Below are 12,329 nucleotides of genomic sequence, written 5' to 3'. Positions count from 1 at the left end.
TGACTGAAAATAAATTCTTATTTATTGTCTAGCATCATGTAATGTTTAAAATCACGCCCAACATTAAATAACAAGTCTAATATAGTCACATAATGACAAAATGGCGGAAACAACTGTGGATACTCTGGGTAATGGTCATAACTCATCCATTCTAACTTTATTTCTGAAGCGATGAACTCGTTCGTATCAAGATAATCTTTGGCGGCTGGCCCAGATAAATATTCCGTTGCACCTACTTTATTAAGCAACTCGATAACACGAGCACCTTTCTTATTGTTCAAATGGTAATCTCGTGAGTCTTCAAAAATCACATTGATTCCCAATATCTCTGTGCTTATGCTTTTTATAATATGTTGATTCATGTCACTCAAATTATGCCACTTATTGTTAAGATATATCTCCTCAAAGAAATCTCGATAGTATGAGAAATAAGGTGATTTGGCATACGATTTATACAGGGCATCCCAGTGTTTTTTTTGCCACAAAGAATCGACAAGGGCGACATCACAAATTAGTCTCTTTTCACCTGTACCACACGGAACAGTAAGCCAAGCTACGCCTGAGTGCGACTTAATTTTATTTCTATTTCTCCAGTCATTTTTAGTATATTGAATATCATCATGAAAAATAAATCTATCAACTTTAGAAACTATATCAAAGTATCCCTTCCAAGGAATATAATTTGATTGTAAAATCGCAACGCGCATTCCGCCCTCTCAGCTAGATCAACTATTAAAAATAGCCTGCCAGTCATTAATCAATCTCTGCTCAGAGAATATATGGTTAACCAGTTCAATATTTGAAGTATTTTGATAATTGGCACACAGTCCATTAATATGGCTGTAAGAATCAACATGCAACCCCAGACGTTTAAAAAACCGCCATGAAGTCGTCTGTTCATTTATATACACATGTATTCCTCGCCCTAGTAAATTGATAATATTGCCTATGGCATGCTGCCGCCAAGATGGTAATATAGCTACATCAATCGAATCAAGGAAGCTGTAATATTCATGTTCATTCATCCATGAGACCAGCGGAGTAAAACGCTCACCAAACATTTTAGAACCGACATTAACTACATTAGTAATATAGCTGTTCATCAAAGGATATGATAGGGGACACCAGACATTTATGCTGTAAGGTAAGCGCTCATTTAGTAAATCAAATATCTCAATATGAATATTATCTTCAACGCCAGAATGCCCCACCATAATATTTTTCCGACTCACGTCAGCGGCTTTCTTATGTGAACCATACTTGCATATGTTACTAGGGTAAGAAAAACACTCCATATGTTGGCCAATTGATTGATAGTTCCACCGAACCCAATCCACATCTTCTTTCATAAAGGTAATCAAGTACCCGATTCTTTTTATTACCTCTAACTGTGATGGCTTATACTGGTTTCTATGATAAAAATCTCCTCCCCACATCACCCAAAATGACTTATCTAGCCAGCTTTTATTTTTTAAAAGAATGTCATTTACTTTATCACGCCAGAGGCCATGTAAAATTATTTTTTCTGCCACATCGAAATAACTTTCCAAAGTTAAAAAATCTTCATCTCGATACAAAAACTCTACTGGGTGGTGAGGCTGCAAGCCATATTGATATTTAGGGCTAGTAATAAATACAAAACGATGCAGCCCTACATCAAAATGTTTCATCATGAAGTCAATAAATGATGGCATAAACTTCTCAATGATCATGACATGTACAATCATAAAAGTCCTTACTACCCCTTACCTCTAACAGCCTGAGGATTTCACACTAATGAAATAATTTTCCATATATGAAATTTAAATATTACATCCATCGACTAGCTGTATATAAAAAAGTAATACGTTTACTCTTTAAAAGATCCAATACAACCGACTAAACAGTCCTTATCAATAAATCAAGAAAGCGCTTGTGGACCCAGTGTATCTGGAAAAAATCATCGGCAAAAAGTACCTTTATTTTACTTGAGAAGTAATATTTCTCATTTTTATGGTAATAGTATAACACGGCACAAAACATTCCATCAAGATAGGAAGGTATGTCGGTAAAACTTGGTGCTGATAATTATGTGTCATCTCCACCAGACTATATATTCATTATCAACCTAGTCCTTCAGGCCCCTGATTCATTAGGTCTCATAGAATGGAAATAATTTGGCAGCGACTAATCTATCATCCTGATATTCAGACTCAATGGTGAGCGGGCACAGTTACTCTTGAATGTAAACAATCTGACCAATTTCACCTATATCATTAGGACGGTTTATATAACTAAACAGTTTAGCTTGATGGGTGTATTTCTATTAATTAACTTACTCTCAACTGTTTCTGAATTTCAGTCATGATATTTTTAGTTTTCATCTGCCAAGTAAAATGAGACTTGGCATATTTCACCAATCCATAAAATAAATCCACTTGAGGCAGATCTAGATATTTCTCATAAATGGTAATAAGATTTATTGGACTTTCATCAGTTGGCTGGCGCCAGACACCTTCCAGTTGGTCATCACTAAAACTGTCCTGAAGACTGTAAATAAATGGCAGACCATAAAACATGAATTCACGATGTTTTAGCGCTTCTGCATAAGTAATTCCGGTACGATGGCAACCTAAGGTCCCGATGCCCAAATGCACACCAGAATAACGATTGGCTAGACACTGCGGATCCAGTGCACCGGTAAATGTCACATAGTCGGCAACACCCAATTCCTGAGCCTGTTGCGCTAATTGTTCGGATGCCGGCCCCTGACCCACAAGGAACAATCGCAGATCGACATTCGGGTAGGCTTTAACGAAGTCAGGTATCAGTGGGAACAGACGGTCATACCCATGCCAGCGTGCTAGATAGCCAACCCCCAACAGATGGAAAGCTTTGCGGATATCCAGCTTGGGCTCTGGCGCTTGAGGTTCAATCCAGGTCGCCCCGTTACCCATCTTGCGAATGGGTCTGCCTTGCAAGGTGGATCTCTCCGCCACTTGACTGGGGGTAAAGAATCCAGCCACAAGCGGTGCCAGTTGCAGAAAAAATGCCTGATCCGCCTTGGCCACTAGTGCTGGCAATTCATTCTGATATTCCAGTGTGTACATCTCGATGAACAAGGGAACTTCCACATCACGTAATTGGCGAGCCAATTGCACTAACTCGTCGTTATGCATCGGGTTATAGCGGACGTAGGCCCATTCGAACGAGCGTGCCATCGCCTGTTGCCCAGCAATCCATACCGCGACATGTACAAAGAAATCTCCAGGCACCACAGTTGCAGTGATGATCTCGCGCTGAACTTCTCGACCCTCTTCGAACACCAGTCGCACAATGTTAGGGCCATCACCACAGACCATATGAACCTGTTTGTGGTTCAGACTAAATCCCTGTGCCTGAGCCAACACTTTTCGCATAACACCCATGTGACCACGCGTTTTAAGGTTCACGTTATAAACCGTCAGTATGGACCCGTATAACCCTATTGTATTCATCATGCCTCCACAGCAAAAAATGCATCGACTGACTGACGCGACGACTCCAACACTGTGGCCATCTTCAAGGCAGTCGCCCCGTCGACAGTCTGTGGTAACAAATTCCAGAACAGGTCGGTTAGCAGCTCATCATGTGCTACCTCGGTTGAAGTAATATCAAACAGGTGAGGAACCACGACCAGATGGGTTACATTGGGCAACTCAGACAGTGGGACTGTAGTGACGCATTCTGGCCACTCTCGAATGCTCTTCGACAAGGCCTCATACAATGCCGGATCTAGCATAAAACTGTGACTATCTACACTAAATTGGCCACAACTGACGATGAAACGGCACAGGCTATTGTGCTTTCTTGCTGCGGACATATCAGCGTTTGCCACGGCGCGTGTATCTAACAAATAAACCCCGGGCGGTATCATCGTGTGAAGCAGCTTTTTCTTGCCACTACCGCGATCCGGAAAGGCTCCGCCCTGATAACGCCCACCGATGCCGGTAGCGGCATCTTGTAACCCACGTTGCATGGCAACAAGCAATTCGTCCATAGCGTTCAAATGCTGGAAAGTGATACTTCTCGCCAAGCTACGTTGTACATAGTGCTGAACCTGATGCGGAGGGTAACGAACGGGATGTTTTGCGAAGAAGCGTAGTTTGTTACGCCAGTAGTAGTAGCGAGGCAATGTATTCGTTGCATTGGCCCCACCTCCCTTGTGCAAAGCCTGTAGTCGTGGTTGTGCGACTACACGCCAACCGGCATCTTTGACTCGAACACACCAATCGATGTCATCCCAATAAAGGAAAAACTCCTCATCAAATCCCCCAATCTGTTGGATAATTTCCGCCTTTGTCATCAGGCAACAAGCGGGCACATAATCACAATCTACCAGTTCCATTGCTATCGAAGCATAAGATTCACCTGCAAAATTAAGGTGAAAACTAAAAGTAGCATCCTTCAAAGAAACGTTAGCACCAACCTCCTGTACGACCTCCGGATTATCCATCTTGCATACTGCTGGTCCAACCACACCTATATCGCTGTGGTTCGCCAGTAAATCCATCATCCCAGCTAAGGTGTTTGGTAGTACTACAGCATCATTATCCAGCAATGTAATATAACGATACCCCATTTGTTGTGCTTGATGCATGCCATGAGCAAATCCCCCAGATCCACCAATGTTTTCTTTTAATACATCAAGCCTAATATTAGGATAGAGCTGACGAATCAATGCTGCTGAGTCATCTGTTGACGCGTTGTCTACAACCAAAACATCCGCCAACTGGTCTGCTGTTTTTAGTACCGACTCAATGGCTCCGAGTACGTAATCTTGTTTATTGAAATTGCAAATAACCACGCATATTGGTTTCATTTCATTACTCGCTAGCTAATATTTTGTATCAACTGCCAACAGTTAGTATGTCATCGCCACTTGAGTGAAACGTCTCAATACATTATCAACAGCATCATCCATATCAAAATAACGGTATTCAGCGAGGCGACCCAGGGAAATCAACTGTGGGAACTGGATTAACTCATCACGATAAGCTTGATAATGCTGCTTGGCCGTGTCTGTAAAGAGCGGGTAATAAGGCTCAAGTCCCTGTTTTGGCTGATAGTCACAGGGATATTCGTATACGATGCTGGTACCGGGATGCACCTGCCCACTGAAATGCTTGAACTCGGTGATCCGCGTGAAGGCTTCTTCATTCGGATAATTGACGGTAGTGGCCGGTTGAAATTGTTCCTGCGTCAGATGGCGATGCTCGAAACGTAGCGAACGATATGGCAGGTTTTCCCCCTCTTCAGGCATCAGCTGGTCCAGCATACCGGTATATATCAAGGGACCATCAAAGGGCTCCTCATCCAAGAGAACCTGCTTCAACCGCCAGTCCAGTCTGACACGCTGCGCCATGGGAGTAGACAACCTCACCTCAATCAGCGGGTTAGCAAGCATGCGCTCAAACATGGCGGTATAGCCATCGGCTGGCATCGCCTGCCAGGGATCGGTGAAATAGCGATCATCCCGACTGACCACCACGGGCACCCGCGCCGTCACCTCGGGAGAAATCTCGTCTGGCGCCACACCCCACTGTTTGCTGGTGTAATTGACGAAGGCTTTCTGATAGATGAAATCGGCCAGCTCACCCAACAGGGGATGCTGTTCTTTTCGCAGCTCCAGGATCGGTACTCTGGCACCGTCACCAAACCGGGTGCGAAGGGTCTCGATCATGGCGCTGGCTTTATCGGCGGGGAAACATCGCTCGATGCTGGTCAGGTTGAACGGGATAGGCACCAATTGCCCGTCGATACGTGACAACACACGATGTTCGTATGGCAACCATTCGGTAAACTGCGACAGGTAATCCCACACCACCTTGCTGTCGGTATGGAAGAGGTGCGGCCCATAACGATGGATCAGCACGCCGTGCTCGTCCTGCTCGTCGAAACAGTTACCGCCGATATGATCGCGCTGCTCCAGCACCAGCACCTTCCAGCCAAGCTGGCTGGCCATTCGCTCAGCCATGACAGCTCCGGAGAGTCCGGCGCCGATAACGATTGCTTGATAGTTCACGCCGCCTCTCCAAACAGTTGTTGCATAACTTGGGATGGGTGGGCCCGATGAGTCCATGCCAGTTGATGCCGCTCATCGAAGAACCAACCCGGCGCCAATTTCGCGACCTCCGCGGCAGACTGCTCGATAAGCTGCGTGAAGCGTACGACGTCATCCTGGCGCAGAAAATAGAGCGCGGCGGAATAGTAGTGATGGGCACGTCCCTGGGCAATGATCACGGGATCAGCATCGAACATAGCGGCATTGTCACAGGCGCGCAGCAGATCGTGCAGCGACTGCTCACGGCGTTCTGCCGACTTGCGGGTCTGCCCACCAAAGCTCTGAGTATGAAAACGGTAACGCCCCAGCGGCTCGGGAATGAAATCCAGAGTCCCTGGGTTGAGGGAGAGATTCAGGATGTGCCAGGGGTAATCAAGGATGATCTTGCACCCTTCATCGATGGCATCAGCCATGCCGTCATAGCGGTGGAACATGATGGAGCTGGCATTGACGAAGACCCCAAAGCGGATCAGCGCCTCCCGCGTCATCACGGGTCCGAGGTAATGGGCGTTGTAGTAATCGCGGGTGAAGAGCTTGATGCGCTCATCGGTCTCATCGTCAAACATCTCCGCTTCATGGTAACAAAGCGTGCAGCCGGGGTGTGTGTCCAGATAGTCAACCTGACGCTGCAGCTTGCCCGGCAAGGCCAGGTCGTCTCCATCCACATAGGCAAGGTAAGCCCCTTGCGCTTCGGCAAGCAGCCGCTTCTGGGTTCTGGCCAGCCCCATGTTCTGTTCATTTTGCAGGGCCCGCAGCCCCGGCCACTGACGTGCCAGCCGCTGCATGATGGACCAGGAGTCATCACTCGAGCCATCATCGATGGCGATCACCTCGAACTCGAAATCAGTTTGCTGTTCAAGCAGGCTGAGCAGGCAGGGTTCGATGAAGCGCGCCAAGTTGTAGACGGGCACCAATACGCTGACTTTCATAGGTAAATCCAAGGAAAAATGAATAGAAAAGAAGCGGATGAGAAAAAATGGGCAAGGCTACTGCACGGCCCCTGTCAACCCTTCCCCTCTCTGTCAGATTTAATGCAAAAGCTATGCCTGGACAAGCTAATCCATTGAAGCTACAGGATTTATGTGAACCATACCCGATTATTCGCGTCGGCTGAGGCCACGGCTGCACAGTTGCAGCATGTCGATACCATCCCAGTGCCATTCGAATGCGAGCGCCTGTCCTGGCGCCACCACCCGGTCAATCCGGCAGGTGGGGGCAGTCGGCAGCACCGCTTCGACCCCGGCCCTGTCACCGCCGACCCAGACGCAGGTCTGCATGTCCCAGGGCTGTGCCAGCAGCTCATTCAGGGTATCGGCCACAAATTCGGCAACTGTACCTCCTCCGACGTGTGCGAGCCGCAGCGTGCTGGTCGGAGTCAATAAGGTGACGCCGGGCAAGCTGGTCACCTTCATTCCCCCCTGCTCGGCGGCATTTTGTTGACTGTGGATGAGCCTCTCCATCGCCAGGGCGGGATCGGCGGCAAAGGGAGCAAACAGGGCTTCCAGCAAGCGCCGGCGCAGTCCCTCGTCGGGTTCACCCAGCCAGCAGAGGGTGGTCGGCGAGGCGCAGGCCTGCTGGTTGAAACGGGTGCTGTCCTGCTGCAAGGCATCCAGCGTCCGTTGCCACTCTTGCGGATCCAGTCCGGCCAGCCAGCGGCTGTCGAGCACCGCCATCGAGCGGCGATCTGGAAATACCACTTCCTGCGCCATTGGTGCCAGGGGAATGGCCCGCACCTGGCGAATGGTCTCGTCGCCGCCCCAGATGATGCGCAGCCGGCAGCGCGCCGACAGCCAGGCGGTGATGCCCTCGTCGTGGTCATAGCGAATGAAGCGGGTACGGGCGGCGATCTCTTGCCATTCACCGAGGCTGAACAGTTCGTTGAGGATCGCCAGCATGGCCTCCTGCTGCGGATCGCGGCGTGACGACAGCCGCACCACGCAGGGGTTGCCCATCAGCAGAGCCACCAGCCAGGAGTAGAAAGCCACCGTCGGCACGTTGGAGGGTACCAGATGAAACGTGACCCCCATCGCTCCCCTTCCCTGCAGTCGCAGGCTCTCTCTGGCCAGCTGGCGTGGTCGCAACCAGAAACCGAACGCGGCCAGGTCGGGATGGCGACACCCCTCCTGCTGCAATCGGGCTGACAGCGCCGCCACGAAATCGCAGATGACGGGAGCAAAACAGGAGAGTGGCTGCGGGCAAAACGTCTGCCAGCTCCCCGTCGGTGCCACGAAGCTGACGGCCGGCCCCGCCTGCCAGAGCCCGGTTATTCTCCCGGGCGGGATCATTGGAAGGTGTCGCTGCATCCCCTCACCTCGGCGCCAGCCTGGCGCCCCAATACCTGAAAATAACGGCCATGGCGGCCACAGGGGCAATCATCTTCCCCCAGCAGCACGCCGAGATCCTCGGTCAGCAGGCTGTGACCGGGATAACTGCCCGGTATGGCTGAAAGCACCTGCAGCAAGCCTGGTTGGCCTATTGCCAGCGGTTGATGGGTCAACGGGTCACGCACCAGCAAATCGGCAAAGACGGGGGCATGGAGATGCCCCTGCTCACACTCGACGAAGATAGAGCCTACCTGCTCCACCATCCCATAAAAGTTGTGAGCTCGGCTCAGTCCCAGCTGTTCGCGGCAACGGGCCTTGAAAGCGGGATTGTCCACCGCCAGGTGCTGCAATTTTTTCCAGCCACCGCTGTGGAACAAGATGCCCTGCTCCAGTGGCAACTGCAGTCCACGCTCGCGTAGCGGCTCCAACAAGCACTGCCATACCATAAAGGTGAAGCCAAACAGCAGTACGGGCTGACCGGCATATTTCTCGCAGAAGGCTTCGATCACAGGCCAATTGGGACGCATCTGTTCATCAAGGGCATAAGTGTGGTCACGCCCAAGGAAAGAGAGTCCAAGTGCACCGGCGCCACGTGCCGAAAACCCGCTTCGATTCTGGATGAGCGCGGGTTGTTCCACCAGCAGCATGGGCAGGCGCTGTTTACCGACAAACTCCTGCAGGATTTTCACCAGCACCTTGCTTTGCAGGGCAGCGGTCTCTCTGTCCAGCACAATCTGTGACGCAGTCCCCGTGGTGCCCGATGAGGTAAGTACCTTGAACACCTCATCCTCCGGTACGCTTTTCCACCTTGCCAGTTTGAACAGGCGGGCGGCGAGATAGGGCAGCTCGGCGTAAGAGATGGCTTGTCCCCAACCAAACGCCGACAAGACGTTGGCGTATGCGGGGCAAGCCTGCTGATGGCGAGCAGTCAGCTCATTGAGACGCGTCAGCAGCAGAGCCGACTTCTCTCGTTGCGCCAGGCCAAATATTGAAGCATCCAGTAATGCGTTCATGATGCCTCCAGCAACGCCAACAGGGCCGGGTAGTCGACTTTCATGTTGCTGCGACGCGGCAGTGGCTGCACACGGATCAACACGCTGGAAGGGGGGACCTTTAACCAGCCGGCAATCTCCCGTTGCAGTTCGTCACAGGCCATCGGCTCCCCTTCGATGGCCACCAGCAGGCGATCATCCCGACCGGTCGCAGCGCAGAGATAGCCCTGCGCCTGCAGCCAACACTCCACGTCCGACAGGCTCACCCGCTTGCCAAAGAGCTTCAGGAAGCGGTTGAGACGTCCGGTCAAATAGAACCGTCCCGCCTCGTCGCAACGAGCCAGATCGCCGGTAAAGAGAGACTCCACCTCGCGTCCGTGTGACAGCTCAGCCCAGCCTTCGGCATAACCGAGCATGACGTTGGGACCGTCATAAACCAGCTCCCCCTCCCCTTCGGGCAGTCCCGCTTCGAGGTGCAAGGTGAGATGCCCTCCCGGCACGGCACGGCCGATAGCATCGGGAGCAACCAGCACTTCATCGTGCCCCAGCCAGGCAATGCGTGGTGCAGCCTCGGTCTGGCCATACATGACGAAAAAACGACGCCCCAGCGTCGCGGCCTGACGGGCGAACTGGCTTGCCAGGGCTGGCTCGAGGCGCCCACCGGCCTGAGTCAGGGTCATGAGGCTGGGATAACGGTTCCAATCAAAGCGCAAGCGGCTCAGCATCTGGAAGGTAAATGGGACTCCGGCCACGCTGGTGACCCGATGAGTATTGACCTCTTCCCAAAACTGGCGCTCGAGCGGGCTGACCGCACTCTGTACCAGCGAGGCTCCCACCAGCAGATGGCTGTTGAGCACCGACATGCCGAAGGAGTAGTAGAGCGGCAAACTGGTGATCGCCCGCTCCCCAGAGTCCAATGCCAGATACTCGGCGATGGCGGCAGCGTTGGCATTGAGGCTGGCTCGGGAGAGTCGAACCCATTTACTGGATCCCGTGCTGCCAGAGGTGGGCAGCAACAAGGCAAGATCGGCGTACAGTGCGGGGGGGTTGCCAAGAGGCAAAAGGCCGCCTTCCGCAGTGACCACCAGGCTCGCGCCGAACCGCTCGCACAGCTCACGCTGCGTCTCCTCATCTTGAGCTGGATCGACCAGCATCACCACATGCCCCTCACGCAGAGCCAGCAGATAATGCAACAAATGACGGGTTGAGGTAACAAACGGCAGGTAGATGAGCTGGCGCCCCTCCGGGTAGGTCTCGGCAAGCCGCTCTACTCGCTGTGCCAGCTCGCCATAGCTGAGCCAGCCTTCATCGGGATCCCGCCAGGCGGGGGCGCTATTGCCAACGACCAGATGGGTTAGCAAATCGGGTGCACTCAAATCAGCATTCCCCCGTCGACCCCGATCACCTGGCCCGTGACATAGCAGGACATATCCGAGGCCAGGAACAGGGCCACCTTGGCCACCTCGTCCGGAGTGCCGATACGCCCCATGGCGATGCTGGCCACCCGTTCGTCAAACTTGGCGGATGGCAACGAACGCGCCATGTCGGTATCGATAAAACCTGGGGCGATGGCATTGACCCGGATCTGGCTCGCGGCCAGCTCCTTGGCCAGAGACTGGGTAATGCCAATCACCGCCGCCTTGCTGCCGGCATAGCTGCTGAGTCCGGCCGCCCCTACGCATCCCATCAGGGAAGCCATATTGATGATGCTGCCACCGCCACTGCGCTGCATCAGGCGAGCAGCATACTGACTGCAATAGAGCACACTGAAGGCGTTGTGACTAAACGTCTTGTCCAGCTGCGCCTGGCTGACCATGCCAAGCAAAGCATCCTCAAGCACTCCGGCGTTGTTGACCAGCACATCCAGCTGGCGAGTCTGGGAAAACAGTTGCTGGAAAGCTTGCTTGACCGCCTGCGGCTCGGCAACATCGAAACACAAGGGCTGACAGGGAACACCAAACTCGGTGGTTAGCTCTGCCGCGACCCGGCACAGAGCGGATTCATCACGTCCCCCCAACCACAGCTCGGCCCCCTGTGCGGCGAACTGGCGAGCGATGGCCAGGCCGATGCCGCGCCCGGCGCCGGTGATCAGCGCCCGCTTGCCCCGCAACAGCGTCGTCATTAGAGAGCGGCCTCGTATTTGGCCAGGATCTCGCGAGCTTTGGCGACCGAGCTCATGTCGATGATGTCATCGGTATCGAGCAGGACGCCGTAGTGATCCTCCAGGTGAGCAATCAAGCCCATATGCGCGACAGAATCCCACTGAGGGATGCTGTTGTAGGCCAATGTATCACTGACGGTATTGAGCTCGATCCCCAGGGCATCGGCAAAAACCTGTTCCAAAGATATTGTCATCTGAAAAATCTCCGCAGCCGTTCTCGGGCAGCATAATAATCCACAGGATTTAGCTCAAGCGAGACAAACCCATTATCATAGCCCAATTGACGATAGCCCAATTGCTCATTCAAACGTAAGGCAGCATCATTGCCTTCCCGCACCAGGGTTCGGATAAGGCCAATATTCAAGCCATCGAATGCCTGATCCAGTTGTGACAAGGCAGCGGCAATGCCCAGCATGGGGTGACGTACAGGAGATGCGCCCAGATAGAGGCCTGCATCTGCCATGATCTGAGACTGCAAACTGCCTCTGTGCGCCCCTTTCAGGTTGACATAGCCCGCCCGCATCCCCTTGCACCAGAGCACCCAATGACGCTGATCCGGCCGTTCTTGGCTGGCAACGAACCACTGCCGCTGCTGGTGAGGAGAAACAAGCGCCTGGTCAACCATTTGCAAGCGCACTTCATCCCGATTGCGCCAGCGTCTCAGGATGGGCAAGTCCCAGGGTTCCAGCGGACGCAATTCGACACCGTAGCTCATGCTTGGTACCACTTATTGTTCACGACTTGCCTAGGTTATCGACCACAATGGGGCA

General features: G+C 52.1%; 12 protein-coding genes. All 12 read right to left on the bottom strand.

The window, feature by feature from the left end; genetic code table 11:
• Positions 1–17: 17 nt before the first annotated feature.
• Positions 18–707, bottom strand: coding sequence for a WbqC family protein (locus VZC39_RS07545; protein WP_434667163.1), 690 nt, complete (start codon positions 705–707; stop codon positions 18–20).
• Between the two features lie 18 nt (positions 708–725).
• Positions 726–1,727: a TDP-N-acetylfucosamine:lipid II N-acetylfucosaminyltransferase gene (locus VZC39_RS07540; RefSeq protein ID WP_434667160.1), complete on the bottom strand. Its 1,002-nt coding sequence runs from the start codon at positions 1,725–1,727 to the stop codon at positions 726–728.
• Between the two features lie 582 nt (positions 1,728–2,309).
• Positions 2,310–3,476, bottom strand: coding sequence for a glycosyltransferase (locus tag VZC39_RS07535; RefSeq protein WP_434667157.1), 1,167 nt, complete (start codon positions 3,474–3,476; stop codon positions 2,310–2,312).
• Entirely contained in the window at positions 3,476–4,840 is a 1,365-nt protein-coding gene (locus VZC39_RS07530) for a glycosyltransferase family 2 protein (protein WP_434667154.1), read from the bottom strand. Before VZC39_RS07530 ends, VZC39_RS07535 begins: the two co-directional genes overlap by 1 nt.
• Positions 4,841–4,882: 42 nt before the next feature.
• Positions 4,883–6,043 (bottom strand): UDP-galactopyranose mutase, encoded by a 1,161-nt coding sequence (gene glf, locus VZC39_RS07525; RefSeq protein ID WP_349921781.1) that lies wholly within the window; start codon positions 6,041–6,043, stop codon positions 4,883–4,885.
• On the bottom strand, positions 6,040–7,023 hold the full coding sequence (locus VZC39_RS07520; protein WP_349921780.1) for a glycosyltransferase family 2 protein: 984 nt from the start codon (positions 7,021–7,023) through the stop codon (positions 6,040–6,042). The genes glf and VZC39_RS07520 overlap by 4 nt, the downstream gene beginning before the upstream one ends.
• Positions 7,024–7,179: 156 nt before the next feature.
• Entirely contained in the window at positions 7,180–8,367 is a 1,188-nt protein-coding gene (locus tag VZC39_RS07515; protein WP_434668403.1) for an acyl-CoA reductase, read from the bottom strand.
• Positions 8,364–9,419: an acyl-protein synthetase gene (locus tag VZC39_RS07510; protein ID WP_349921778.1), complete on the bottom strand. Its 1,056-nt coding sequence runs from the start codon at positions 9,417–9,419 to the stop codon at positions 8,364–8,366. The genes VZC39_RS07515 and VZC39_RS07510 overlap by 4 nt, the downstream gene beginning before the upstream one ends.
• Entirely contained in the window at positions 9,416–10,774 is a 1,359-nt protein-coding gene (locus VZC39_RS07505; RefSeq protein ID WP_434667150.1) for an AMP-binding protein, read from the bottom strand. The genes VZC39_RS07510 and VZC39_RS07505 overlap by 4 nt, the downstream gene beginning before the upstream one ends.
• Positions 10,771–11,520, bottom strand: a complete 750-nt coding sequence (locus VZC39_RS07500) for an SDR family NAD(P)-dependent oxidoreductase (protein ID WP_434667147.1) — start codon at positions 11,518–11,520, stop codon at positions 10,771–10,773. The genes VZC39_RS07505 and VZC39_RS07500 overlap by 4 nt, the downstream gene beginning before the upstream one ends.
• On the bottom strand, positions 11,520–11,753 hold the full coding sequence (locus tag VZC39_RS07495; protein WP_349921775.1) for an acyl carrier protein: 234 nt from the start codon (positions 11,751–11,753) through the stop codon (positions 11,520–11,522). The genes VZC39_RS07500 and VZC39_RS07495 overlap by 1 nt, the downstream gene beginning before the upstream one ends.
• The gene (locus VZC39_RS07490; protein ID WP_434667143.1) at positions 11,750–12,286 is read right to left on the bottom strand and encodes a GNAT family N-acetyltransferase; all 537 of its coding nucleotides are present in this window, start codon (positions 12,284–12,286) and stop codon (positions 11,750–11,752) included. The genes VZC39_RS07495 and VZC39_RS07490 overlap by 4 nt, the downstream gene beginning before the upstream one ends.
• Positions 12,287–12,329 lie beyond the last annotated feature (43 nt).

The sequence above is a fragment of the Aeromonas sp. NJAU223 genome (genome assembly GCF_051125555.1).
GTDB lineage: Bacteria > Pseudomonadota > Gammaproteobacteria > Enterobacterales > Aeromonadaceae > Aeromonas > Aeromonas veronii_G.
The sequence above is the reverse complement of the archived record's forward strand: the minus strand, read 5'-3'. Positions and strand labels throughout refer to the sequence as shown.

Coding starts and splice junctions, on each gene's coding strand:
- VZC39_RS07500 (WP_434667147.1), bottom strand. CDS start 11,520: ATGACGACGCTGTTGCGGGGCAAGCGGGCGCTGATCACCGGCGCCGGG.
- VZC39_RS07545 (WP_434667163.1), bottom strand. CDS start 707: ATGCGCGTTGCGATTTTACAATCAAATTATATTCCTTGGAAGGGATAC.
- VZC39_RS07540 (WP_434667160.1), bottom strand. CDS start 1,727: ATGATTGTACATGTCATGATCATTGAGAAGTTTATGCCATCATTTATT.
- VZC39_RS07495 (WP_349921775.1), bottom strand. CDS start 11,753: ATGACAATATCTTTGGAACAGGTTTTTGCCGATGCCCTGGGGATCGAG.
- VZC39_RS07510 (WP_349921778.1), bottom strand. CDS start 9,419: ATGAACGCATTACTGGATGCTTCAATATTTGGCCTGGCGCAACGAGAG.
- VZC39_RS07530 (WP_434667154.1), bottom strand. CDS start 4,840: ATGAAACCAATATGCGTGGTTATTTGCAATTTCAATAAACAAGATTAC.
- VZC39_RS07535 (WP_434667157.1), bottom strand. CDS start 3,476: ATGAATACAATAGGGTTATACGGGTCCATACTGACGGTTTATAACGTG.
- VZC39_RS07515 (WP_434668403.1), bottom strand. CDS start 8,367: ATGATCCCGCCCGGGAGAATAACCGGGCTCTGGCAGGCGGGGCCGGCC.